The following is a 22868-nucleotide window of genomic DNA, read 5'->3' as shown; positions in this document are numbered from 1 at the left end:
GTGTCACCCCCGTCTGCCGAGTGCGGTGCGACTACTCATTTGTCGACTGTCGCACGGTCAACACCGGTACGTCCGACGTGCGGACGACCCGCTCCGTGACGCTCCCGAGCAGGTAGCGGTCGATCCCCTTCCGCCCGTGGGTCCCCATCACCACGACGTCGATGTCGTGGTCGTCGACGTAGTTGTGTATGGACCGGTAGGCGGTCCCGGACGTGACGCTGGTGACGCACTCGACGCCGGCGTCCGCGGCGGCCTCCGCGACGCGGGTCGTCGCCTCCTCGCCCTCCGATTCGAGCGCCTCGACGACGATCTCCGCGCCCGCCTCGAGGCTGGAGTACGCCGCACCGTCGACGACGTACAGCGCGTGGAGGCGGGCGTCGTATCGGTCCGCGAGGTCGATCGCGTGTTCGATCGCGGCGTCCGACGCCGGGCTGCCGTCGGTGGGAACGAGGATCTCTGAGTACATCTCACCCCGTAGTTCGACCGGTAGCGATTAAAAACCCGATCAACTGTCTCGCGCCGCGGTAGCCCCGCGGCGGCGCCGCCTCTCTACCGGAACCCCATCGCTTCGATCTGCTCTTGGTACCGGTTGCGGATGGTGACCTCGGTGACCTGCGCGACGTCGGCGACCTCGCGCTGGGTCTTCTTCTCGTTACAGAGCAGCGACGCGGCGTAGATGGCGGCGGCCGCGAAGCCGGTGGGCGACTTCCCGGAGAGGAGCCCCTGCTCCGCGGAGACGTCGATTATCTCGGTCGCCTTCGACTGGACCTCCTCGGAGAGCTGGAGCGCGGACGCGAACCGGGGGACGAACTGCTTCGGGTCGACCGGCTTCAGCTCCAGGCCGAGCTCCTGGGAGATGTAGCGGTACGTCCGGCCGATCTCCTTTTGCGGGACCCGCGAGACGTCGGCGACTTCGTCGAGGCTGCGGGGGATCCCCTCCTGTCGGCAGGCGGCGTACAGCGCGGCGGTGGAGACGCCCTCGATTGATCGCCCCCGAATGAGGTCCTCGTTGAGCGCGCGGCGATAGATGACGGACGCGACCTCGCGTACCGACCGCGGGACGCCGAGCGCGCTGGCCATGCGGTCGATCTCGGAGAGCGCGAACTGGAGGTTGCGCTCGCCCGCGTCCTTCGTCCGAATTCGCTCCTGCCACTTCCGCAGCCGGTGCATCTGCGAGCGCTTCTCCGAGGAGAGCGACCGGCCGTAGGCGTCCTTGTCCTTCCAGTCGATGGTCGTCGTCAGCCCCTTGTCGTGCATCGTCTCCGTGATCGGAGCGCCGACGCGCGACTTGGACTGCCGCTCGTTGTGGTTGAACGCGCGCCACTCCGGCCCGCGGTCGATGTTGCGCTCGTCCAGCACGAGGCCGCAGTCCTCGCAGACGAGTTCCTGGTCGGCGTCGGTGACGATGTCCTCCGAGTCACACTCCGGACAGGAGACCGTCGATTCGTCCGTTTCCTGCTCCGTGTCCCGCTCCTGTTGCCGCTGGCGACTCGGACGTTCCATTAAAAGGTTTGTGGTCAGTCGCACATTTAAGCCTTGTCCACCCCCATCAACGATCCTTATGATAAGCGGGCGCTCGGTCACCCGGTTAACCGCTCGGAGAGCGCGTTTACCGACGAATCTGGGAATATAGGGTCGGATCGGCCCGGGCCGCGACCCGTCTCGCTCCGCCGCCGTGACGCACGAAACGTGACCGCGGTCCGGGGTCGGATTCGCCGCCGGATTTCAGGGCCCGAGGTCGTGGCCCCACTGCGGGCGAATTCCAACGCTCGGAGACGCTCACTCGCCGCGCTCGACGTGCTCGTCGCCGTCCCGTCTCGTCGCCTGACCTCTAGTTATTACTTTCAAACATCTATAAAGATTTTTGTATAACCTATGCCAATAGGATTGTATGAGTACCACCTCCTCGTCCGGCATCGAACGCACGCTGCGCGGCTGTCGCCCCGCAGACGTCGATCCGGTCGTCATCGACGCGGCCGACCTCGACAGCACCGCGCCCGACCACCTCCGCGACCTCAAGCAGGGGCTCGCCGCCCGGGGCTACCAGCCCGCCGCCGTCGCGACCGAGGCGGCGTTCGACGCCGAAGGCACGCTCGAACGCCAGCGCGAGGCCGACCGCCTCCGCGGGCTCGTCCGGGCGGCGTCGTTCCTCGGCGCCGGGCGGATCGAGGTCGCCGTCGAGGACGAGCCGTGCGAGGAGGCCCGCACGGCGCTCGCGGCGCTCGCCGAACGGGCCGACCGCGAGGGCGTCGAGTTCGTCCGCGTCGACGGCGCCGCCTGACCGATGGCGACGAAGCGGTCGCTCGCGGCCAAGCTCGGCGTCGTCGCCGGCTTCGAGCGCCCGGACGCCGCCCTCGAACAGTACCCGACGCCCCCGGAGCTGGCCGCCCACGTCGTCCACCTCGCCGACCTCCACGGCGACGTCGACGGCCGGACCGTGATCGACCTCGGCGCGGGGACCGGGATGCTCGCGCTGGCCGCGGCGCTGCGCGGTCCCGCCCGCGTCGTCGGCCTCGAACTCGACGGCGGCGCGCTCGCGACCGCGCGGGCCAACGAGCGTCGCGTCGCCGCCAGCGCGCCGGTCCACTGGGTCCGCGGCGACGCCACGCGCCCCCCGCTCGCCGTCGCGGAGCCGGCGACCGTCGTGATGAACCCGCCGTTCGGCGCGCAGGACGGGAACCGCAACGCCGACCGGGAGTTCCTCGCGGTCGCGAGCGACCTCGCCGACGTCTCCTACTCGGTCCACAACGGCGGGAGCCGGGAGTTCGTCGAGGCGTTCGCCGCCGACGAGGGCGGCGAGGTGACCCACGCCTTCGCGGCCGAGTTCCGGATCGACGCGCAGTTCGACCACCACACCGACGCGGCGCGCGACATCGAGACCGAAGTGTACCGGATCGAGTGGTCGTAGGCTCCTCACTCGCCGCTCCGGTTCGGCCGGTCTCGACTACTGACGCCCCTCGTACCGCTCCCGCTGCGCGATCCGGACCCGCGTCTCGCCGCGCTCCGCGAACAGGACGTCGCCCTCGCGCACGAGGGTGATCCCCCGAACCGTCACCGACTCGTTCGCGGCCGGGAGCGGCGCCGTGACGTTGTTGCCGCTGCCGCCGATCACCGTCAGCTCGAAGCTCCCGCGCGCGGCCGCGACGACGACGGTGCGGCCGTCGATCCGGGGCTCGGCGCGCGCCGGTTCGCTCGTGAACAGCGTCCGTCGGGTCTCGTTACGGACCGCGTCGACCCGGTACGTCGGCCCCCCGTTCGCCGCCACCCAGCCGACCCGCTGGACCCACACGGTCTCGCGCCAGCCGGTCCCGCCCACGTCGACCGCGCGGTACCCCCAGAACGCGAGGTTCCCCTTCGAGACGGCCGTCGTCCATATCTCGCGGTCGAGGTTGGTGACGATCACCCCCGAGGTGTTGACCGACGTCGACCGGCCGAACGCCTCGACGTCGACGACGCCAACGAGCCGGTTCTCCACGTCCTCCGCGTACGTCACCTGATACCCCTCCACCTCGACCGGGTCGCCGGGGAGGTCGCCGTCGTCGACCGCGACGAGGTTCGGGACGACGGCCGGCCCGGCGACGACCGCCAGCGCCGCGACGAGCAGCAGGAGGCCGACCGCCGCCGGCGTCGCCGACCGGATCCCGCCCCGGATCGTCTCGGGGTCCGGGACCGCCCGGGCCGGCCAGATGGGCTCGTCCCGCGAGACGGCCGCGACGGCGACTATCGCCGCGAGCAGGGCGAGCAGCCCGACGCCGACCGCGCGGTACAGCTCGTAGCGCTCGTTGCCGAGGTACCAGTACACCGCCCACAGCCGGCGCGACGCGCCGAACAGGAGCAGCGCGCCGAAGACGACGAGCGCCGACCGCTCCGTCGCGTCCGCGCGAGTCCCGCCGCCGTCGGCGGTCGCGACCGGGTGGTGCCGCCACCGCCCCGCGGCCGCGTCCGAGTCGGCACTCCGACCCTCGCCGTTCCGGGCTCGGCCGCGGCGCCGGAGCAGGACGACCGCGACCAGCGCGCCGCCGATGACCCCGAGCGCGTGGCCCTGTATCGCGACGTTCGCCCACCCCGGCACGCCGTAGGAGGGGGACGCCTCCGCGAACGCCACCGGGACCCGGACGGCGTCGTAGAGGACGCCGACGAGCGTCGTTCCGGCCATCGCGACGACCGCGGCGACGGGGCGCGAGACGAGCGCGAACCCCCAGTACGCGAACACGACGACGGAGAAGCCGATCACCGGCCCCAGCGCGAACAGCGCGGAGACGAGGCCGAACGCGACCGCGGCGCCGGGCACGATCAGGAACGCCCGGACGTACGGGTTCGCCGCGGGCGACTCGACGGCGGCGAGCCGACCCGGCGCCGCTCGGATTCGCTGAGGAAGGCGCCGCGCTCGGCTCGGGAGCGCCCACACGCGACTCGGCAGGCGTCGAAGGCGGACGGCGAGCCGGTCCGCCTCCCCGACCTCACGACCGTCGGGGAAGTGGCCGTACGCGTACTCCGAGAGGCCGCCGGCGACGATAGCGGCGAGGAGGTTGCCGGTGATGTGGCCGCGGCCCGCGTGCGCGAAACTCGACCAGACGAGCCCCTCCGGGTAGAAGTACGACCACGACCGGAACGGGATGACGACCGGCCGGTTCGGGTTGTCGAGGCCGGACTGGACGAACAGGTACACCCCCACCACGCCCGCCATCACGACCAGCGTCCCCCACGGGACGCCGAGGAGGAGTCGGGACCGGAGCGCCCGCGTCCAGTCGCCGCTCGGGCGGTCGACGAAGTACACGACGGCGAGCGCGACGGCGAGCGCGACGCCCCCGGCGGCGAGGTGAACGGCGTCCGCCGTCAGCGCCTCTGCGACCATGTCAGGTTCGACGGGGCCGCGCACACATCAATACGGGGGTCGGGAGCGGGGACCGAAGATGGGCGGCGACGGACGGAACTCGGGAGCGGGGATCGGGCGTCGGCGCGAAGGCGGGGGGTCCGGAAGGAGCTGGCTCGGGCCGAGGGTTCCGGAACGGGCCCTCAGATCTTGTTCTCGGCGTCGTCGGCGAGCTCCTCCATCCGCTTGCCGACGCGGCCGGCGGGCGAGAACTCGTCTTCGCTCATCGCGTTCGCCAGGGCGTTCCCGAGGACGAACACCGCGTGCTTGTGCTCGCTCTTCGACTTGTGGACGTGCGAGGGGTCGACGTCGAGCTCGTCGTACGGGTCGAACAGCGAGCCGTCGACGGACTCCTGCGCGCGGAAGTGCTCCATGATCGTCACCATCTGTTCGTGGAGTTCGAGCAGCTCGTCCTTGTGCATACCCACGGATACGGGATGTGGGCCCTATAAGGGTTGTTGAGGGGGGTACGCACGGTTCCGCGCCGCGGAGACTGCCGCTGAGGAGCGTCGTTCGCTCAGAAGACGTACTCGTCTTCGTGGCCCATCATCCCCTCGTCTTCGAATCCGTTGGAGTCGTCGTCGTCTCGCGGGCCGCTCGTCTTGTACGCCTTGATGCCAGTCGACAGCAGCTCCTCGACCGCCTCCTCCCGGTTGAGGAACTCCCCCTCCTCGACCATCTGGGCTATCTGCATCTCCAGATGCTCCGGCACGGTTATCTTCACTCGTGGCATTTGCTGTCCGGCTCTTGTGGCATGGCGTATATAAAATTGGCGTCGCAGATCCGCCGATATGAAAACGCAAAACGACGACAGAAAAGTTCATTTTCCGTCCTCAAAATTTGCCTTGGAATTGTGCGAACGCCGCGCGGCATTCACGCCTCGACCGATGGGGGCTCGCCGAACGCGGCGCACTCGGTCGCCCGCCCGGCTCCGGGAGCGACATCCATACGTCGGTCCGGGCCGAATCGGGTTCCATGACCGACTCCGGCGTCGAGGCCGCCGAGGACCTCACCGACCTCTACCGCGAGTACGGCGACGACCGGCTCCCGCCGGGCCAGCGCGAGACCGACGGCTTCCCCGTCCTCTCGAAGAGCGGCACGCCGTCGTGGGACCCGGAGACGTTCGAACTGGAGGTGTGGGGCGCCGTCGAGGAGCCGCGCTCGTTCTCGCTCGACGAGTTCCGCGACCTCCCGGCCGTCACCCAGCGACAGGACTTCCACTGCGTGACGGGGTGGAGCAAGTTCGACTGCGAGTTCACCGGCGTCGCGTTCGCTGACCTCGCCGCCCTCGCGGGCGTCCGCGACGACGCCGAACACGTCATGTTCCACTCGCTCGACGGCTACACGACCGACCTCCCGCTCGACGAGTGTACGAAGCCGGGCGTCCAGCTGGCGTACGGCTTCGACGGCGATGACCTCCCGGCGGACCACGGCGGCCCGATCCGCGTCGTCACCCCGCACAAGTACGCCTACAAGGGCGCGAAGTGGGTCTCGGGCGTGGAGCTCCTGACGGAGCCCGAGCTCGGCTACTGGGAGAAGCGCGGGTACAGCGACACGGCGAACCCCTGGAACGAGGAGCGTTACAGCTGATCGCGCGGGGTCCGTCGCCCGCCCGTTTCGCCGCTCGGATCTCTCCCGTCCGCTCCGCCCCGATAGTCAGGATAAAGGGTCCACGGCCCCGACTCGGTACGTATGAAAGGGGCGCGCTCTCGGTCGTCACCGCCGCTGGTCAGCCGGACCACGGCGATCGACGAACCGGCGTTCGCGGCGGCGTTCGACGCGCTTCCGGCGCCGCGAACGACCTGGAGCGCGCCCGGCGACGCGCTGGTGATCGGCGGCGGCGCGGCGGCCACCCTGACCGCCGCCGGCGGCGACCGCTTCGCGGCGATCCGCGACGCGACGACCGAACTGTTCGAGTCAGGCGACGTCCACGCCGGCACCGAGGCGGCCCGCCCAAGGGTCTTCGGCGGCTTCGCCTTCCACGAGGGGGCCTGCGACGGCGACCCGTGGACGCCGTTCCCGGAGGCCCGGTTCGTGCTGCCCCGCGTCCAGCTGACCGTCGCGGACAACGGCGCGTGGCTGACGGTCAACGCGGTCGGCGACGACGCCGACGTCTCCGCGGTCGAGGACCGGCTGGCGAGCGAGGTCGACCGCTTCGCCGCCCTCGACGGCGTCGGCGAGGCGCCGGGTGGCGACGCTGACGGCCGCGGGGACCGGCCACCCCGGCCCGGGATCAGCGAGAGCCGGCGGACCACGAGCCCCGAGGCCTGGCGCGAGAGCGTCGTCGCGGCGGTCGACCGGATCCGCGACGGCGACCTCCGGAAGGTGGTGTTGGCCCAGGCGCTGGAGGCCGACCTCGCGGCCGACTTCCCGCGCGCGGCGACGCTGGAGCGCCTCGCGGAGAAGTACCCGGACTGCCACCGCTACTGGTTCGAGCCCGAGGCCGGCGAGAGCGCCTTCTTCGGCGCCACGCCCGAGCGGCTGGTCTCGCTGCGCGGCCGTACCGTCGAGACCGACGCGCTCGCCGGGACGACCGGCCGCGGCGAGACGCCGAGCGAGGACGAGTGGCTCGCGCGGGAGCTCCTCGACGACGAGAAGAACGTCCACGAACACGAGCTGGTCGCGGAGACGGTCCGGGACCAGCTGGAGCCGTTCGCGGCGTCCATCTCCGCGGGCGAGCGTCGCGTCCGTCGCCTCGCGACGGTCCAACACCTCCACACGCCGATCACCGCCGAGCTGGACGCGGACCGCCACGTGCTCGACCTGGTCGAGGCGCTCCACCCGACGCCGGCGGTCGGCGGGCTGCCGCCGGACCGCGCGCTGGCGACGATCCGCGAGACGGAGCCGTTCGACCGCGGCTGGTACGCCGCGCCGGTCGGCTGGATCGACGCCGCGGGCAACGGCGCGTTCGCGGTCGCGATCCGCTCTGCGGTCGCGACCCGCCGGCGCGCCACGCTGTTCGCGGGCGTCGGCATCGTCTCCGACTCCGACCCCGACCGGGAGTGGGACGAGGTCCAGCTGAAGTACCGGCCGATCCTCGACGAGCTGGAGGGCGACGACGGTGACGCGGGCGGTCGATAGCCCCCGATCGCGAACCGCTACTGGAACATCTTCAGCGGCTCGGCCTGCGAGCTCTCTTCGGTCGCCTCTCGCATCCGCTCGGCGAGCTGTTGTTTCGCGTCCCGGATCTCGGTCGCCTGTTCGACCAGCCCGTCCGTCGGCGTCTCGATCCCGGCGATCGGGTCGATGCCGTCGGCGATGAGCACCCGCGCCGCCTCCGGGTCGGGGAACCGCGGGTCGGACTCGACGACGAGGCCGACCGCGTCGCGGCCGTGCTCCAGCGCGGCCGCGAGCATCGCTCCCGTGGGGCCGGAGACGAGTCCGGACTCGGACGGCTCGGCCACGTCGGCCCGAGCCAGCGCCTCGCCGCCGTCGCCGGTGGCGATCCCGTACAGCTCCGGCGGCGCCTCGTCCTTCTCGCGGCCGAGACCCGACAGGAAGACCGGGAACAGGTCGATCTCATCGAACCACGATCCGAGACACGCCGCGACCTCCGTCGCCGCGCTCGGGTTCACCGGCACGTCGCTGCGGAGCGCGACGAGGTCGTTATCCGGGTCCGCGTACAACCGCACCGGCGTCGTCGCGGCCGTCTCGGACTCGCGGTAGACGGCCACCGGCGGGAGCCCGTCGCAGTGGACGTTCGCGTAGTGAGTCATCCCGTGGACGTCGATCAGGTGGTCGGTCGCTATCTTGCCGACGAGGCCGACGCCGGGGAACCCCTCGATCAGGGTGGGCGCGTCCAGCGAGACGCCGTCGTCGAGGACGGTAATGCGTGCCATGGCGCCCGTACGCCCGGGGCGGACCTAAAGGTGCGGCGCGGAACGACGCCGCCCGAGTCCCGAAACCGTCTAACGCCCCGACGCGAAAGGGGGGGCTATGAATCCGCTCGACCGTTACGAGCCGCTCGTCGACGACGTCGACGCGTTCCGGGCGGCGTGCGACCGGCCCCTCCCCTCGGTCGTGCGCACGAACGGCATCGCGGCGACGCCGGCCCGCGTCCGCGAGGCGTTCGACGAGGCGGGCGTCGCCTACGAGCCGGTCGACTGGCACGACGGCCTGTTCCGGCTCCCGGACGGGAACCCCGGCGGCAACTGGCCGTACGTCCACGGCTGGACGCACGGCCAGGAGGAGGTGTCCGTGCTGCCCGGGCTCGCGCTCGACCCGCAACCGGGCGAGCGCGTCTGGGACGCCTGCGCGGCGCCCGGCAGCAAGACGACGCAGATCGCGGACGCCATGGACGACGAGGGCACCGTCGTCGCCAACGACAACAACCTCGGGCGGCTCTCCGCGCTCCGGCACAACGCCGAGCGCCTCGGGATCACGAATACGATCGTCACGAACCAGGACGCCCGCAACTTCTCGACGAAGCCGCTCGCGTTCGACGAGTTCGACCGCGCGCTGGTCGACGCGCCCTGCTCCTGCGAGGGCACCTGTCGCAAGAACCCGGACGTCTTGGACCAGTGGACGCTCGACCACGTCCACGCGGTCGCGGGGATCCAGAAGGGCGTCCTGGCGCGGGCGGTCCAGGCGACCCGCCCCGGCGGCGTCGTCGTCTACTCCACGTGTACGTTCGCGCCCGAGGAGAACGAGGCCGTCCTCGACCACGTCCTCGCGAGCGAGGACTGCGAGCTGGTCGACTTCGACCTCCCGCTCGACACAGACCCCGGCGTGACCGACTGGGACGGCGAGGCGTACGACGAGTCGGTGACGCGCGCGAAGCGGATCTACCCCCACCGCAACGACACGGGCGGGTTCTTCTGCGCGAAGCTACGCGTGGGCGGAGCGGCCGGCGACGGGGGCGCGGTCGCCGACGGCGGGGAGGTGGACGCATGAGCGACGACGCGCCCGCCAACGACGGGCAGCAGTTCGACCGGCTGCCGGAGAGCCCCGCCGACCGCGCGGTCGAGGGTCGCGCGAGCCGCGAGGAGGTCCTCGACTGGTGGGAAGAGCGGTTCGGGATCGGTCGGGACACCTTCGCCGGGTACTCCTTCTGGGAGAAGGGGGCCGGGAAGATCTGGATCTTCAACGGCGAGGCGACCGACCCCAGCGAGGTCGAGGCGGTCGGCATGACGTTCCTCCGGACGCGACAGGAGCACTGGAAGCCGACGGGGCGGGCGGTCTCGCGGTTCGGATCGCGCGCGACGAAGAACGTGATCGAACTCGGCCCGGAGCGGGCGGTCGCCTTCGCCGCCGGGGACGACCAGGACCTGCCCGAGTGGGACGGCGACTGGGGGTACCTGATCGCGACCCACGAGGTCGCCGACGAGTCGGTCCCGATCGGCGTCGGGCTGTACCTCTACGACGAACTGCGCTCGGTGGTACCGAAGGGCAGCCGCACGGACCTCCCGGTCGCGGAGTGACCGACCGCCGTCACGACTCCTTCTCCCGCACGGTCCCCCCGCCGAGGCCCTCCCACTCGACACGGTAGCCGAGCCGCGAGAGCGCGGCGCTGGCGTCGTCGACGCCGTACTCGTCGAGGACCGACTCTGCCTCGGAGAGCGCCATCCCGGCGTCGATCTCTCCCCCGACCGCCTCCAGTACCGCCGGCCGCGCGAGCGTCCGCCCGATCCGATCGTGGTCGGGGAACGACTTGCCCTCGATCGCGCCGACGCTCACCCCGTGCTCGTCCGCGAGGTCGTCGAGTCCGATCACGTCCGCCTCGGGCGACAGCGCGTCGGGGAGGTCCGCGGCCGCGTCCGCGGCGAAGTCGGCCTCGTACTCGCGGAGCACGTCGACCACGTCCTTCACCCGCACCGTCCCGGAGTAGGTGACGACGCGGTGGTCGCGCGCGGCTATCTCCTCGCCGACGCCGAGGCTCTCGTCGACGGCGACCAGCAGGTCCACGTCTTCCACGTCCGCCAGCTGCCCGAGCTTCTTGTCCACGTACTCGGGGGTCCAGAAGCCCATCACCTCGAAGAACAGCCGGAAGTCGGCGTGGGCGTAGTCGAACGCGAAGTCGGGGATCATCACGCTCGCGCCCGCCTCCAGCGGCTCCGGCTCGCGGACGAGCGTCCAGTCGAGGTCGAGCCCGCGGAACCGGCCGGCGAAGTCCGCCTCGACCCCGCTGTCGAAGTCGGGCTCCGCGACGGGCTCGACGGCCGGCACCGTCACGTCGCCGTCCGAGAGGCGCATCGTGCGCTCGCGGCCGCGGTCGTCTATCGTCGCCTCCAGCGACCACTCCGCCGACTTTGCGACCGTCCGGAGCAACCGCGCGAAGGCGGTCCCGTACCGCCTCGTCCGCGAGAACAGCGCGTCGGGGCCGGTGACGACGAGTTCCCTCCCCTCGGGCGTCCGCTCGACCTCGTACATCAACCGCAGGCGCTTCACCGCCGAGACCAGCCGCTTCGGGTCGTTCGACCGCACCCGGACCTCGGTGGCGTCGAACAGCGCCGTCTGGGCCAAGGAGAGATCGTACTGCTCCAACAGGGCGTCCGGGTCCCAGCGCACGTCGGCGTCGACGAGCACCCGTTCCACGTCGCGGTCGGCGTACAGCGACGCCGCCACGTCGCCGGGCTCGATCCCCAGCGCGTCCGCGGCGCGCTCGACCGCGACCTCGCGGTCCGCCTCGCTCGCGACGCCGACCGCCTCGGCCGCCTCGAACGCCGCGCGCCGGACGCGGCGCGGCGGGACCGGCGCGCGCGTCTCGAACTCGCACTCGCGCTCGACGAGCGCCGCGAGCCCGCGGACGAGCTTGAAGTCGCCGTTCCGCGCCGCCGCGTCGGCCTCCAGGTCCGCCAGCGCGTCGTCGAGGTCGCCGCGGCGCTCGCCGACGTGCGACTCGAACGTCCCGAGTACGCGGGCCGCGAGCGGGCGGTGCTCCCGGCCGGCGAACCGCGGACGGTAGCCGCCGCCCGCCCGGGAGACGCGCAGGAGGTCCTTCCGTAACACGGCCGCGGCTACGCGGGTGTCGGCCAAAAACCGGCCGGTTTCCCCGGTGCGACACGCTTAACTCCGAAACCCGTCGATCGAGGCGTAATGAGTACCGACGCGGCGGGCGACGCCGACGACGCCGCTTCCGGGGACGGCACCGACTCGGAGGCGTTCGTCCGCACCTGCGAACACCTCGTCGACCGCATCCTCGCGGGCGAGATCGAGCGCGACGACCTCGAACGCGCCAAGCTCGACGCCTGTTCGGAGTTCGGCTCCCCGAAGGTGCCGAAGAACACCGAGATACTGGACCACGCTCCCGCCGAGGCGCGCGACGACGTGATCGAGGTGGTCCAGCGCAAGCCCGTCCGGACCGCCTCGGGCGTCTCCCCCGTCGCGATCATGACCTCGCCGAAGCTGTGCCCGCACGGGAAGTGCCTCTACTGCCCCGGCGGCCCGGCCTCCGAGTTCTCCTCGGCGCAGTCGTACACGGGCCACGAGCCCGCTGCGGCCCGCGGCGAGCAGAACGACTACGACCCGTACGGACAGGTCACCCTCCGGCTCGAACAGCTCCGGAAGATCGGCCACCCGGTCGACAAGGTGGAACTCATCCTGATGGGGGGAACGATGACGGCGCGCTCGCACGACTACCAGGAGTGGTTCGTGAAGCGCGCGCTCCAGGCGATGAACGACTACGACCTCGACAAGGAGCCGGAGCCCGCCGAGGGCGAGTCGTTCGCGCCCGCGCCGGAGGACACCGAGTTCGAGTACCTCGAAGACGTGATCGCCGAGAACGAGACGAACGCGATCCGCAACATCGGGACGACGTTCGAGACGAAGCCGGACTGGTGTGACCCCGAGCAGATCGACCGCATGCTCGACCTGGGCGGCACGAAGGTCGAGGTCGGCGTCCAGACCACCTACGAGCGGATCAACCGCGAGATGCATCGCGGGCACGGCAACGAGGCCTCCCGCAACGCGAACCGCCGCCTCCGCGACGCGGCGTTCAAGGTCGGCTTCCACATGATGCCCGGCCAGCCGGGGATGACCCGCGAGATGTGTCTGGAGGACTTCCGCCAGCTGTTCGAGAACCCCGACTGGCGGCCCGACTACCTGAAGATCTACCCCACCCTCGTCGTCGAGGGGACCCGCGTGTACGACCGCTGGCGCCGCGACGACTTCGACCCGCTCACCAGCGAGGAGGCGGCCGACCTCGTCGCCGACGTGATGGACCAGATCCCGAAGTACACGCGGCTCCAGCGCGTCCAGCGCGACATCCCCGCGGACTTCATCGACGCCGGCGTCCAGAAGTCGAACCTCCGACAGCTCGCGGCGCAGCGCGCCGAGGAGAAGGGGATCGTCCAGCGCGACATCCGCGCCCGCGAGGTCGGGCACAACGACGCCGACCCGGACCCGGACGACGTGGAACTCGACGTGCTCACCTACGAGGCCGGCGGCGGCACGGAGCACTTTATCTCCTTCGAGGACCCCGTCCGGGACCTGCTCGTCGGCTTCTGCCGACTGCGATTCCCCTCGTTCGCGCCCGACCAGCCCGGCGCACCCGGGACCAAGAGCGACCCGATCCGCCCGGAGCTCGAAGACGCCGCCCTGGTCCGCGAGCTGCACGTGTACGGCAACGAGGTCGGCATCGGCGGCGACGGCGACTGGCAGCACCAGGGGTACGGCACGCGGCTCCTCGAACGCGCCGAGGAACTCGCCCGCGATGCCGGCTACGACAAGGTCGCGGTCATCTCGGGCATCGGCGCCCGCGAGTACTACCGGAACAAGCTCGGCTACCGGCAGGACGGCCCGTACGTGTCGAAGCGGATCTGACCGGATCGAGCGCGCGCTCGGTCGCTTCCCCGCCGCACCCACAACGACACGCCTTTTTCCGGCCCGCCGGTCTGTCTTGGATATGGACCAGAAGCGGGAGCTGTCGAGCATCGACCTCGCCGCGCTCGTCACCGAACTCAATCGGTACGAGGGCGCGAAGGTCGACAAGGCGTACCTCTACGACGACGACCTGCTCCGGCTGAAGCTGCGCGACTTCGACCGCGGCCGCGTCGAGCTCATGATCGAGGTGGGCGACGTGAAGCGCGCGCACGCCGCCGACCCGGCGCACGTCGCGGACGCGCCGGGCCGCCCGCCCAACTTCGCGAAGATGCTGCGGAACCGCATGTCGGGCGCGGACTTCGCGGGCGTCGAGCAGTACGAGTTCGACCGCATCCTCACCTTCGAGTTCGAGCGCGAGGACGGGAACACCACCCTCGTCGCGGAGCTGTTCGGGCAGGGGAACGTCGCCGCGCTCGACGAGACGGGCGAGGTGATCGGGGCGCTCTCGACGGTGCGGCTCAAGTCCCGAACCGTCGCGCCCGGCTCGCAGTACGAGTACCCGGCCTCCCGGCTGAACCCGCTCGACGTGAGCTACGGCGGGTTCGAGCGCCACATGCGCGAGTCGGACAGCGACGTGGTGCGCACGCTCGCGACGCAGCTGAACCTCGGCGGCCTGTACGCCGAGGAGGTGTGTACGCGGGCCGGCGTGCCGAAGGAGACGCCGATCGAGGAGGCGACCGACGACCAGCTCCGCGCGCTCCACGACGCGCTCGCCCGGATCGACGAGCGGCTCCGCTCCGGCGACGTCGACCCCCGCGTGTACGAGGAGTCGGTCGAGGGCGACGGGACCGACGGCGACGGCGGCGAACCTCGGGTCGTCGACGTGACGCCGTTCCCGCTCGCCGAGCACGAGGACCTCCCGAGCGTCGGCTTCGACTCGTTCAACGACGCCGTCGACGAGTACTTCCACCGGCTGGGGAGCGAGGCGACCGACGACGGCGAGGCGCCCGCCGACGCCGGCAGCTCCCGCCCGGACTTCGAGGAGGAGATCGCCAAACAGGAGCGGATCATCGAACAGCAGAAGGGGGCGATCGAGGGGTTCGAGGAGCAGGCGCAGGCCGAGCGCGAGCGCGCCGAGCTGCTGTACGCGAACTACGACCTCGTCGACGAGGTGATCTCGACCGTGCGCGAGGCCCGCGAGAACGAGGTGCCGTGGGACGAGATCGAGGCGACGCTCGACGCCGGCGCCGAGCGCGGGATCGAGGCCGCGCAGGCCGTCGTCGGCGTCGACGGCGGCGAGGGGACCGTGACGGTCGAGCTCGACGAGGAGGGCGACGACGGCGGGACGACCCGGGTCGAACTCGACGCCAGCGAGGGCGTGGAGGTCAACGCCGACCGGCTCTACCGGGAGGCGAAGCGCGTCGAGGAGAAGAAGGCGGGCGCGAAGGAGGCGATCGAGTCGACCCGCGAGGAGCTGGAGGCCGTCAAGGAGCGGAAGCGGGAGTGGGAGGAGCAGCAGGCCGCCGACGAGGGAGGCGACGCTGACGACGAGGGCGACGCCGACGAGGAGTACGAGACCGACTGGCTGTCGCGGTCGTCGATCCCGATCCGCAGCCCGGACGACTGGTTCGAGCGGTTCCGCTGGTTCCGCACCTCCACGGGATACCTCGTCATCGGCGGCCGTAACGCCGACCAGAACGAGGAGCTGGTGAAGAAGTACATGAGCAAGCACGACCGGTTCTTCCACACGCAGGCGCACGGCGGACCGGTGACGATCCTGAAGGCGTCGGGGCCGTCGGAGTCGGCCGACCCCGTCGACTTCTCCGAGGAGACCCTGCGCGAGGCCGCGCAGTTCGCCGTCTCCTACTCGTCGGACTGGAAGGACGGCCGCGGCGCGGGCGACGCGTACATGGTCGAGCCGGACCAAGTGTCGAAGACGCCCGAGAGCGGCGAGTACATCGAGAAGGGGAGCTTCGTGATCCGCGGCGACCGCACGTACTTCGAGGACGTTCCCTGCCGGATCGCGGTCGGCGTCCAGTGCGAGCCCGTCACCCGCGCCATCGGCGGGCCGCCGTCGGCGATCGTCGACCGCGCGGCCGCGCACGTCACCTTCGAGCCGGGGATGTACGCGCAGAACGACGCCGCGATGATGGCCTACCGGACCCTGAAAGAGCGGTTCGCGGACCAGTCGTTCGTGCGGAAGGTCGCGAGCGCCGACCGGCTACAGGAGTTCCTGCCGCCGGGCGGGTCGGACATCGTCGACTGAGACTCACTCTCGACCGAGTGCCTTGCGTCGGCCCGAACGCGACGTTTTCAAGCCTCCGCGACCGAGGAGGCGCATGGCCTTCGAATCGCTGCCGGACGGCTGGCGGCTGTGGAACGAGGAGCCCAGCGGGCGGGCGATCCTCGTCTACCGCCCCGACGTCTTCGGGAGCGGCGACCTCCCCGACGAGTGTCTCCCGACGATCTACCTGACGAACGGCGCCCGGAACGCCCGGCCCGGATCGGGTCAGTACGCGACCGACGAGTGGCACGTCGTCCTCTTCTTGGAGCCCGAAATCGAGGCGGTCACGGAGACCCACGAGAGCCGGGAGGCCGGCGCGGCCGGCGCGGTCGACGTCGCGGAGCGGTTCGTCGCCGGCGACGTGGACTACCGGGGGGCGTACCAGGTACCCAGAGAGGAGTACTTCGATCGACTCGACGAGTTCGTCGGGGGCGGCGAGACGGCGTGAGCCGCGTCGGTCGGACCGCCCGACCGCACGTGGTCGCTCACCGAAAATATACACAATAATGCATAACTCTCGGTGAGTGGCGAGGGGATACGCCACGAACACGAGGATTTTTATCGCCGCCCGCCTCACCCTCGCGTACATGAACGCCGGTGGGGACTACGGCGGCGACGAACCGCGGGAGAAGTGCGGCGTCGTCGGCGTCTCGCTCGCGGACCGGGAGGCCGCGCGACCGCTGTACTACGCGCTGTACGCGCTCCAACACCGCGGGCAGGAGTCGGCGGGGATCGTCACGCACGACGGGTTCCAACAGCACAGCCACGTCGAGCGCGGCCTCGTCGGCGACGCCTTCGAGGAGGGGGACCTCGCGTCGCTGTCGGGCGGCACCGGCATCGGCCACGTGCGCTACCCGACCGCCGGCAGCCTCGACAAGAGCTGCGCGCAGCCGTTCTCCGTCTCCTTCAAGTCCGGCTCGCTCGGGCTCTCGCACAACGGCAACCTCGTCAACGCCGACGAGGTGCGCGAGGAGCTGGCGGCCGCGGGCCACGCGTTCACCTCCGACGGCGACACCGAGGTGATCGCCCACGACCTCGCGCGGAACCTACTGGAAGAGGACCTCGTACGGGCGGTCAAGCACACGATGAACCGCATCCACGGCTCCTACTCGCTGGCGATCACCCACGACGACACCGTGCTGGGCGTCCGCGACCCGCTCGGCAACCGGCCGCTGTGTCTGGGGAAGGTCGACGGCGGCTACGTCCTCGCCAGCGAGTCGGCCGCCATCGACACGCTCGACGGCGAGCTGATCCGCGACGTGCGCCCCGGCGAACTCGTCGTCCTCGACCCCGACGGCACCGGCTACGACACGTATCAACTGGTCGAACGCGAGTCGACCGCCCACTGCTTCTTCGAGCACGTCTACTTCGCCCGTCCCGACTCCGTCATCGACGAGAGCCTCGTGTACGAGGTCCGCCGGAGGCTCGGCCGCAAGCTCTGGGAGGAGTCCCCCGTCGAGTCCGACGTAGTGATGCCCGTGCCCGACTCCGGGCGCGCGTTCGCCTCCGGCTACGCGGACGCCGCGGCCGAGACGACCGCCGACGGCGAGCCCAGGGCGGCCGACGACGGCGGCGTGGAGTTCGCCGAGGGCCTGATGAAGAACCGGTACGTCGGCCGGACGTTCATCATGCCGACGCAGGACGAGCGCGAGCGCGCGGTCCGCCTGAAGCTGAACCCGATCCGCTCGACGGTGGCGGGGAAGTCGGTCACCATCATCGACGACTCCATCGTCCGCGGGACGACCTCGACCCAGCTCGTCGAGTTGGTCCGCGAGGCGGGCGCCGAGGAGGTCCACCTCCGGATCGGCGCCCCGCCGATCCTCGCGCCCTGTTACTTCGGCATCGACATGGCGACCCGGGAGGAGCTGATCGCGGCCGACGCGTCGACCGAGGAGATCCGCGAGGAGGTCGGCGCCGACTCGCTGTCGTACCTCTCCATCGACGCGGTCGCGGAGGCGCTCGGCGAGAGCCGCGCCGACCTGTGTCTCGGCTGCGTCACCGGCGAGTACCCCTTCGACGTGGAGGGCGAAGCGACCGACCGCGACGTCGACGCGCCGGTCTCTGACCCGACGCCGGCCGACGATTAGCGCCCGCTGACGGCCGAATTCATCGGTCGGATCGGGCCTCGAACGCCCGGTCGCGATCCGAGCCTCCTCGAACGTGACCCCGCACACGTTCGGCGGCGGTTCGACCGCTCGGGACGTATCGGGGGCTTAAATACGATCACGATCAGACGTGCGACTATGACACGGAACGCCGACGCTGCCGAGGACGACGCCGCGTCGATGAGCCGCCGCGGGTTCTTCCGCGCCGGGGCCGCCGGCGCGGCGGTCGCCGCGGGCGTCGCCGCCGGAAGCGGTACCGCGGCCGCCCAGTACGACGGCTGGCTCGACGACGTGAGCAACTACGACGGGACCCACGACTACCGCGGGCAGAGCGAGGTCACCGTCTCGGTCGGCGCGGGCGAGAACGGCCTCCTGTTCGGTCCCGCTGCCATCCTGATCGATCCGGGCACGACCGTCGTCTGGGAGTGGACCGGGCAAGGCGGCGGCCACAACGTCGTCGCGAACGACGGCACCTTCGACAGCGGGTCGGCGGTCGCGGAGGAGGGGACGACCTTCGAGTATACTTTCGACGACGCCAGCGACGGCGACGTGTTCAACTACTACTGCGGCCCGCACCAGTCCATCGGGATGAAGGGGTCCGTCGCGGTCGGCTCCGTCGACGACGACCTCGTCGATCCGCAGGCGGAGGGTGGCGACGGCGGCTCCGGCGGCGGTGCGGCCGGATACGGCGACTGGTTCTCGAACGTCGGCAACTACGAGGGGACGCGCGACCTCCGCGGGCAGAGCGAGGTCACCGTCGCGGTCGGCGCGGGCGAGAACGGCCTGCTGTTCGACCCGCCCGCTATCCTCGTCGACCCTGGCACGACCGTCGTCTGGGAGTGGACCGGGCAGGGCGGCGGCCACAACGTCGTCGAGGAGAACGGCGTCTTCTCCAGCGGCGAGCCGGTGGCAGAGGAAGGGGAGACCTTCGAGTACACCTTCGAGGACGCCGGCGACGGTGACGTGTTCCGCTACGTCTGCGAGCCGCACCAGTCGGTCGGAATGAAGGGCGCCGTCGCGGTCGGTTCCGTCGACGACCAGCTCGTCGGCGGCGAGGGGGGCTCCGGAAGCGGCGGCTCCGGCGGCGGGAGCGGACTCTCCGCGAGCGATATCGGAACGCTGGCGCTCGGCTTCGGGTTCGCCGGCGCGCTGCTCGTCCCGCTGTTCTACGCCGCCCATCGGAAGGCCGAGCGGAACGCGTAGCCGCCCCGATATCTTCGTCGCGGTTTCGGTCAGTAGACGTGGTACAGCAGCAGGTACACGCCGATCCCCATGGTGAACGAAATCAGCCAGAGGACGGCGCCGACGAACCCGACCTGCGAGTGTCGCGTCTGGTAGAGGTCCGCGTACGGGCGGGTCGCGGCCAGGAAGAGCGCGTGGAAGACGAACGGGACGCAGACGATGGCCAGCAGGATGTGGACCGCGAGGAACGGGAGGTAGACGTATGAGTAGACGAGCTCCGGCCCGGGGAACTCGGTGGTGCCGACGTGGATCAGCCGGTAGAGGTACGCGCCGAGGAACGCGGCGAACAGCGCGAAGGAGGTCACCATGAAGTTCCGGTGTCGCTCGACGTTCCCCCGCGAGATCGCCCGCCAGCCGAGCAGGATCGTCGCGATGGCGGTGAGGGAGACGGCGGCGTTGAAATGCGGAATCGCGGCGAGGACGGCGTCGCTCGCGCGCGGCAGCAGCGAACTCGGGATCACGCCGCCCACCGCGCCGAACACGAGCGCGAGCGCGACGACGGAGGCGACGGCGGTCAGGACGGAGACGTTCTCGCGGGCCCAGTCGTTCATGTCCGTGCGGTGGGACGCGACCCCCAAACCCGTGCCGGTTGCGGTCGACGCCTGCCGGACGCGGTCGCCGAGTCGCGCCGGCGTCCGTCGCCCGGCGGTCTGCGAAACTCCGCCACGGCTCCCTCGAATGGAAGGGCTTTTAATCAGGGGAAAGGTAGGTGGGGACGCGACAGAACACCGCGAGCGTGGGTAGCCAAGCCAGGCCAACGGCGCAGCGTTGAGGGCGCTGTCCTGTAGAGGTCCGCCGGTTCAAATCCGGTCCCACGCATCGCTCGGGGCACAACCCCACCGATGCCGGTGTTGTCTCTACGACAGCACCCACGCACAATTCCTTTCCGACGTTACGCGAGGAGCGGCAGTTCCGTTTGGTCGTGACTGATCACCGATCGCGACCGTCCGCGAACACGTTCAAAGGTCCGGCTACCGCCCTACAAGTAGCTAAGTCGCTTCGACTCGAAGTCGCGATTGCGTCGGGACTCGACTGCTGGATACTCCGTATCTGGAGCGTGAAGCGTGGCGAACAGCAGCGACTGAACGGTCTCTATGCCGACGCAACGCCTCGGTTCGTTCTGCTCTATCCGAGTTAAACCGCCGCTACCACCACTAACAGTCCCCTACGGAGTCAAACGGAGTAACAGCTAAGATGACACCACAGCATTACCGTGCATGAACGAAACGATTCGGACGCGAGTGAATGCCCGCTGGAAGAATGTCGTGATCTTTATCGCTGCGATGATCGTGGGGATAATGGCGTATACAGGCGACCTCGTTTACACGCCTGTCGTACTCGTGCTGTTGGTGATCGCGGTCGGAGTCGGTCGCTACGGTTCCGAGCAGTAACCTCGTAGCGACTCACCGGGACACGCGCCGGCCATGTAGCAAAGCCCTCACCGTCTACTCGTCCCCGTCAGTGGGCGTGCGTCCGATACGGAGAGTACAACTGTCACCGACCGGTTGCGCTCAGTTATATTCCCACGCAGCGTCCAAAGCCGTATGGTCGCGTGGCAGCAGCGCTCGGCGACGCGGTGGCGGGGTATCGGTGCCGGGGTCGTCACGGCGGCGGCGGCACTCGCCGCCTCTCTCTTTTATGTGCTCGTGGCGGCGGTAGTTCCGCTGCGCCTGTCGCCGGACGCGCAGTACTGGATCGGATACGCGCCTCAGTTCGCGTTTGTTTCGGGGTTCGTCCTGGGCACTACCGTGTGGCGACGAGTCGCGTCTCGGGTGTCGACTCCGAAGCAGGGAGCGTTCGTGGGCGGTGTGACGGCTTTCGGCATCGTGACACTCGTCCCGACACTGACAGGAGTGTACGTACTACTGTTTCCGCTCCTCCTCAGTGCCGTTACTGGGCAGGGGTTACAGTACGCAGTCCAACTCTATCCGGAGCCGCTGTGGACTGCTGTCGGCGTTACCCGAACCGTCGCTACTGCGTGGAGCCCGCTGGTCGGTACCTTGCTCGTCCCCATCGGAGCCGTCGCAGGGTGGGCGTCTCAGCGCCGCCGTCGGATCAGCGGGCACTGACTGTTCCGACTCGTGAGCGGCCCGGTGTCAGCGGACACGTTCGCTACCCACTTGGCCGGCTCGCGCCCCGTATTCAGCACGGCTCCGAGACCATAGTACCGTTTGAGGAGTTCGACAGAGCCATCAGAAAATAACAGCTCAAGACGCTGAGTCTACCAGCGTCTTGGTGCTGAACAGTGTGAGACTCAGTAGGTGATCAAATCGACGATGAGTGATTTTAATCGGGTAGTGAGATCCTGATCAATATCTCCAACCGGCGGGCGGACAGTCGTTTCTTCATACTGGTCGAACTCGGTCTCGATACGATACGTGAGTGATCGCTCACTCCCCTCACTTTCGGTGAGCGTGTGGACTCGGTGGTCGGTAATTCGCCGGAGTCGGCCTGTATTCCGACTGATCGTCACCTCAATCCAGCATTCGCCGAGTTCCACGTCTCGTAATCGATACGGGAATGGAACCACCTGCGTGTACGCATCCCGGTCGGATAGGCGGTAGGTAACCGTCTGAGATGATTCTTCACTTGTTTCCCAGTTGGTCCGGTGCGGGCGAATAAATTCCGTCGGAGCGAGCTCAGTCGGGTAACGATGAGGAGCGATAACATTAGCCCATGCGTCTGAAACACGAACGGTGTCTCCCTCTTGAACCGGCGCGTTAAGATCAGAGACCATCTTCCCGTCCGTCATATAGAGGACCTTGGTCAAGGGCAGGTTTTCAGGGTTCCTGAACACTCGGCTGTAATGAAGCAGTGCCCAGATATTCCGGTGCGGGAACATGCCACTGTGATGGTCGATCCCGGCACTTCTTAGCGGTCCTCTGTACGTGGTTAGCGCATGAAGGTATCGGCGACGTGAATGTTGATACCGTCGTCTGTACACGTCGAGATCATACGGTGTCTCTTCGGTCCCGTCATCCAGAACCCGAGTCCGCGTAATCGCCCGGTGGTCAGCTGCCAAACGGTACGCCGCCGCCGCGATGATGCGCTCACGCGCTGAGTCGCCTGCCGGCAGCGGAATGTCGTACGGACGGATATCACCTACGCGAATACCGCCGTATCCACCCGCTGTGCCGACAACTGCTGCCCCGGCGCCGGCGAGAAACTGACGGCGATTCATCCGTCGACCTCCGTAGATTCTGTTTCGGGATCCCAACGCGCGACGAGTTCCTCGTCTCCCTCCCCGGGTTCGAACCAGTACACATTCGTCGACGCCGGCCGCGGGAGTTCGTGTGTCACAGCTGTCTCGGGAGTGAGCGGAAACGACGCTTTCGCGTTCGTTTCTGCCGGGCCGACCCATATTGTCTCACTATCATCGAGGTCTGGCGTGACGATGGTAAGGCGACCCGTATTTCCGGCTGTAAGTCGGTTTCCGCCCTCGAACGAGACACTGAGCGCTGATCGATCAGGGTCCCAATCGAAGGAGATGAAGATGTTTGGTCTGGTTCTTGGATACGATGCTGGAGGAGGTTCACTCGGCGCCAGTGAACACCCAGCGAGGGAAGTGGCGAGCGACGCCAGGAGGGCTCGACGGTACACGACA

At 69.5% G+C, this 22868-nt stretch carries 22 protein-coding genes and 1 tRNA gene; 14 read left to right on the top strand and 9 right to left on the bottom strand.

Annotation, left to right across the window (positions count from 1 at the left end; translation table 11 throughout):
• Nucleotides 1-31: 31 nt before the first annotated feature.
• Nucleotides 32-466 carry a universal stress protein gene (locus tag EXE48_RS11275; RefSeq protein WP_137711436.1) on the bottom strand — a complete coding sequence of 145 codons (435 nt, stop codon included), beginning with the start codon at nt 464-466 and terminating at the stop codon, nt 32-34.
• 83 nt (nt 467-549) lie between these two features.
• Nucleotides 550-1503, bottom strand: coding sequence for a transcription initiation factor IIB (locus EXE48_RS11270; protein WP_053771462.1), 954 nt, complete (start codon nt 1501-1503; stop codon nt 550-552).
• Nucleotides 1504-1891: 388 nt separating this feature from the next.
• Here EXE48_RS11270 and EXE48_RS11265 point away from each other — a divergent pair, with 388 nt between their 5' ends.
• Nucleotides 1892-2281, top strand: a complete 390-nt coding sequence (locus tag EXE48_RS11265; protein WP_121599582.1) for a DUF7961 family protein — start codon at nt 1892-1894, stop codon at nt 2279-2281.
• A 3-nt stretch (nt 2282-2284) separates the two neighbouring features.
• Entirely contained in the window at nt 2285-2908 is a 624-nt protein-coding gene (locus tag EXE48_RS11260) for an METTL5 family protein (RefSeq protein WP_053771460.1), read from the top strand.
• A 36-nt stretch (nt 2909-2944) separates the two neighbouring features.
• Here the strand turns inward: EXE48_RS11260 and EXE48_RS11255 are convergent, their stop codons facing one another.
• The 3 genes from EXE48_RS11255 to EXE48_RS11245 form a co-directional block, all read right to left on the bottom strand.
• A complete protein-coding gene (locus EXE48_RS11255; RefSeq protein ID WP_137711435.1) occupies nt 2945-4855 on the bottom strand; it encodes a rhomboid family intramembrane serine protease in 1911 nt (636 codons plus the stop codon).
• A 161-nt stretch (nt 4856-5016) separates the two neighbouring features.
• Nucleotides 5017-5295, bottom strand: a complete 279-nt coding sequence (locus EXE48_RS11250; protein ID WP_053771458.1) for a UPF0058 family protein — start codon at nt 5293-5295, stop codon at nt 5017-5019.
• 95 nt (nt 5296-5390) lie between these two features.
• Nucleotides 5391-5606, bottom strand: a complete 216-nt coding sequence (locus EXE48_RS11245; protein WP_004598554.1) for a ribbon-helix-helix domain-containing protein — start codon at nt 5604-5606, stop codon at nt 5391-5393.
• Nucleotides 5607-5848: 242 nt separating this feature from the next.
• On the opposite strand from EXE48_RS11245, the gene EXE48_RS11240 reads away from it, so the two are divergent.
• Both EXE48_RS11240 and EXE48_RS11235 read left to right on the top strand, forming a co-directional pair.
• A complete protein-coding gene (locus EXE48_RS11240; protein ID WP_121599579.1) occupies nt 5849-6463 on the top strand; it encodes a sulfite oxidase-like oxidoreductase in 615 nt (204 codons plus the stop codon).
• A 102-nt stretch (nt 6464-6565) separates the two neighbouring features.
• Complete coding sequence (locus EXE48_RS11235; RefSeq protein ID WP_121599578.1) at nt 6566-7954, top strand: isochorismate synthase; 1389 nt, start codon at nt 6566-6568, stop codon at nt 7952-7954.
• 17 nt (nt 7955-7971) lie between these two features.
• Here EXE48_RS11235 and EXE48_RS11230 read toward each other — a convergent pair whose 3' ends face one another.
• Nucleotides 7972-8712: a proteasome assembly chaperone family protein gene (locus tag EXE48_RS11230; RefSeq protein ID WP_137705548.1), complete on the bottom strand. Its 741-nt coding sequence runs from the start codon at nt 8710-8712 to the stop codon at nt 7972-7974.
• Nucleotides 8713-8809: 97 nt separating this feature from the next.
• On the opposite strand from EXE48_RS11230, the gene EXE48_RS11225 reads away from it, so the two are divergent.
• Together EXE48_RS11225 and EXE48_RS11220 are read left to right on the top strand one after the other, a co-directional pair.
• A complete protein-coding gene (locus tag EXE48_RS11225) occupies nt 8810-9766 on the top strand; it encodes an RsmB/NOP family class I SAM-dependent RNA methyltransferase (RefSeq protein WP_121599576.1) in 957 nt (318 codons plus the stop codon).
• Nucleotides 9763-10293, top strand: coding sequence for a DUF7122 family protein (locus tag EXE48_RS11220; RefSeq protein WP_137711434.1), 531 nt, complete (start codon nt 9763-9765; stop codon nt 10291-10293). The genes EXE48_RS11225 and EXE48_RS11220 overlap by 4 nt, the downstream gene beginning before the upstream one ends.
• A gap of 10 nt (nt 10294-10303) precedes the next feature.
• Here EXE48_RS11220 and EXE48_RS11215 read toward each other — a convergent pair whose 3' ends face one another.
• Entirely contained in the window at nt 10304-11821 is a 1518-nt protein-coding gene (locus tag EXE48_RS11215) for a DUF790 family protein (RefSeq protein ID WP_053771452.1), read from the bottom strand.
• 87 nt (nt 11822-11908) lie between these two features.
• On the opposite strand from EXE48_RS11215, the gene EXE48_RS11210 reads away from it, so the two are divergent.
• From EXE48_RS11210 to EXE48_RS11190, 5 genes are all read left to right on the top strand, one after another.
• Nucleotides 11909-13633, top strand: coding sequence for a tRNA uridine(34) 5-carboxymethylaminomethyl modification radical SAM/GNAT enzyme Elp3 (locus EXE48_RS11210; RefSeq protein WP_137711433.1), 1725 nt, complete (start codon nt 11909-11911; stop codon nt 13631-13633).
• Between the two features lie 82 nt (nt 13634-13715).
• Entirely contained in the window at nt 13716-15899 is a 2184-nt protein-coding gene (gene rqcH / locus EXE48_RS11205; protein ID WP_137711432.1) for a ribosome rescue protein RqcH, read from the top strand.
• 73 nt (nt 15900-15972) lie between these two features.
• Nucleotides 15973-16365 carry a DUF5820 family protein gene (locus EXE48_RS11200; protein WP_137711431.1) on the top strand — a complete coding sequence of 131 codons (393 nt, stop codon included), beginning with the start codon at nt 15973-15975 and terminating at the stop codon, nt 16363-16365.
• A gap of 139 nt (nt 16366-16504) precedes the next feature.
• Nucleotides 16505-18004, top strand: coding sequence for an amidophosphoribosyltransferase (gene purF, locus EXE48_RS11195; protein ID WP_137711430.1), 1500 nt, complete (start codon nt 16505-16507; stop codon nt 18002-18004).
• A gap of 156 nt (nt 18005-18160) precedes the next feature.
• The gene (locus EXE48_RS11190; protein ID WP_053771446.1) at nt 18161-19225 is read left to right on the top strand and encodes a halocyanin domain-containing protein; all 1065 of its coding nucleotides are present in this window, start codon (nt 18161-18163) and stop codon (nt 19223-19225) included.
• Nucleotides 19226-19254: 29 nt separating this feature from the next.
• Here the strand turns inward: EXE48_RS11190 and EXE48_RS11185 are convergent, their stop codons facing one another.
• Nucleotides 19255-19815, bottom strand: coding sequence for a DUF420 domain-containing protein (locus tag EXE48_RS11185; protein ID WP_053771445.1), 561 nt, complete (start codon nt 19813-19815; stop codon nt 19255-19257).
• A 183-nt stretch (nt 19816-19998) separates the two neighbouring features.
• Between EXE48_RS11185 and EXE48_RS11180 the strand changes: the two genes are divergently transcribed.
• The 3 genes from EXE48_RS11180 to EXE48_RS11175 all read left to right on the top strand — a co-directional run bounded on the left by EXE48_RS11180 (nt 19999) and on the right by EXE48_RS11175 (nt 21333).
• Nucleotides 19999-20083 (top strand) — tRNA-Leu (locus tag EXE48_RS11180).
• Nucleotides 20084-20481: 398 nt separating this feature from the next.
• The gene (locus EXE48_RS18425; protein ID WP_158295113.1) at nt 20482-20655 is read left to right on the top strand and encodes a hypothetical protein; all 174 of its coding nucleotides are present in this window, start codon (nt 20482-20484) and stop codon (nt 20653-20655) included.
• Nucleotides 20656-20808: 153 nt separating this feature from the next.
• Entirely contained in the window at nt 20809-21333 is a 525-nt protein-coding gene (locus EXE48_RS11175; protein ID WP_053771444.1) for a hypothetical protein, read from the top strand.
• A 185-nt stretch (nt 21334-21518) separates the two neighbouring features.
• Here EXE48_RS11175 and EXE48_RS11170 read toward each other — a convergent pair whose 3' ends face one another.
• Complete coding sequence (locus EXE48_RS11170) at nt 21519-22445, bottom strand: hypothetical protein (RefSeq protein WP_137711429.1); 927 nt, start codon at nt 22443-22445, stop codon at nt 21519-21521.
• Nucleotides 22446-22868: the final 423 nt, after the last annotated feature.

The organism is Halorubrum sp. ASP1 (assembly GCF_005435135.1).
GTDB classification, from domain to species: domain Archaea; phylum Halobacteriota; class Halobacteria; order Halobacteriales; family Haloferacaceae; genus Halorubrum; species Halorubrum tropicale.
Note: the sequence above shows the minus strand (reverse complement) of the source record. Positions and strands in the feature narration are given on the sequence as shown.

Excerpts from the sequence above, each read along its gene's own strand:
- EXE48_RS11235 (WP_121599578.1), top strand. The coding sequence starts at position 6,566 with ATGAAAGGGGCGCGCTCTCGGTCGTCACCGCCGCTGGTCAGCCGGACC.
- EXE48_RS11220 (WP_137711434.1), top strand. The coding sequence starts at position 9,763 with ATGAGCGACGACGCGCCCGCCAACGACGGGCAGCAGTTCGACCGGCTG.
- EXE48_RS11255 (WP_137711435.1), bottom strand. The coding sequence starts at position 4,855 with ATGGTCGCAGAGGCGCTGACGGCGGACGCCGTTCACCTCGCCGCCGGG.
- EXE48_RS18425 (WP_158295113.1), top strand. The coding sequence starts at position 20,482 with ATGAACGAAACGATTCGGACGCGAGTGAATGCCCGCTGGAAGAATGTC.
- EXE48_RS11260 (WP_053771460.1), top strand. The coding sequence starts at position 2,285 with ATGGCGACGAAGCGGTCGCTCGCGGCCAAGCTCGGCGTCGTCGCCGGC.
- EXE48_RS11170 (WP_137711429.1), bottom strand. The coding sequence starts at position 22,445 with ATGAATCGCCGTCAGTTTCTCGCCGGCGCCGGGGCAGCAGTTGTCGGC.
- purF (WP_137711430.1), top strand. The coding sequence starts at position 16,505 with ATGAACGCCGGTGGGGACTACGGCGGCGACGAACCGCGGGAGAAGTGC.
- EXE48_RS11245 (WP_004598554.1), bottom strand. The coding sequence starts at position 5,606 with ATGCCACGAGTGAAGATAACCGTGCCGGAGCATCTGGAGATGCAGATA.
- EXE48_RS11225 (WP_121599576.1), top strand. The coding sequence starts at position 8,810 with ATGAATCCGCTCGACCGTTACGAGCCGCTCGTCGACGACGTCGACGCG.
- EXE48_RS11175 (WP_053771444.1), top strand. The coding sequence starts at position 20,809 with ATGGTCGCGTGGCAGCAGCGCTCGGCGACGCGGTGGCGGGGTATCGGT.
- EXE48_RS11210 (WP_137711433.1), top strand. The coding sequence starts at position 11,909 with ATGAGTACCGACGCGGCGGGCGACGCCGACGACGCCGCTTCCGGGGAC.
- EXE48_RS11200 (WP_137711431.1), top strand. The coding sequence starts at position 15,973 with ATGGCCTTCGAATCGCTGCCGGACGGCTGGCGGCTGTGGAACGAGGAG.
- EXE48_RS11185 (WP_053771445.1), bottom strand. The coding sequence starts at position 19,815 with ATGAACGACTGGGCCCGCGAGAACGTCTCCGTCCTGACCGCCGTCGCC.
- EXE48_RS11270 (WP_053771462.1), bottom strand. The coding sequence starts at position 1,503 with ATGGAACGTCCGAGTCGCCAGCGGCAACAGGAGCGGGACACGGAGCAG.
- EXE48_RS11190 (WP_053771446.1), top strand. The coding sequence starts at position 18,161 with ATGACACGGAACGCCGACGCTGCCGAGGACGACGCCGCGTCGATGAGC.
- EXE48_RS11240 (WP_121599579.1), top strand. The coding sequence starts at position 5,849 with ATGACCGACTCCGGCGTCGAGGCCGCCGAGGACCTCACCGACCTCTAC.
- EXE48_RS11230 (WP_137705548.1), bottom strand. The coding sequence starts at position 8,712 with ATGGCACGCATTACCGTCCTCGACGACGGCGTCTCGCTGGACGCGCCC.
- EXE48_RS11275 (WP_137711436.1), bottom strand. The coding sequence starts at position 466 with ATGTACTCAGAGATCCTCGTTCCCACCGACGGCAGCCCGGCGTCGGAC.
- EXE48_RS11265 (WP_121599582.1), top strand. The coding sequence starts at position 1,892 with ATGAGTACCACCTCCTCGTCCGGCATCGAACGCACGCTGCGCGGCTGT.
- EXE48_RS11250 (WP_053771458.1), bottom strand. The coding sequence starts at position 5,295 with ATGCACAAGGACGAGCTGCTCGAACTCCACGAACAGATGGTGACGATC.
- rqcH (WP_137711432.1), top strand. The coding sequence starts at position 13,716 with ATGGACCAGAAGCGGGAGCTGTCGAGCATCGACCTCGCCGCGCTCGTC.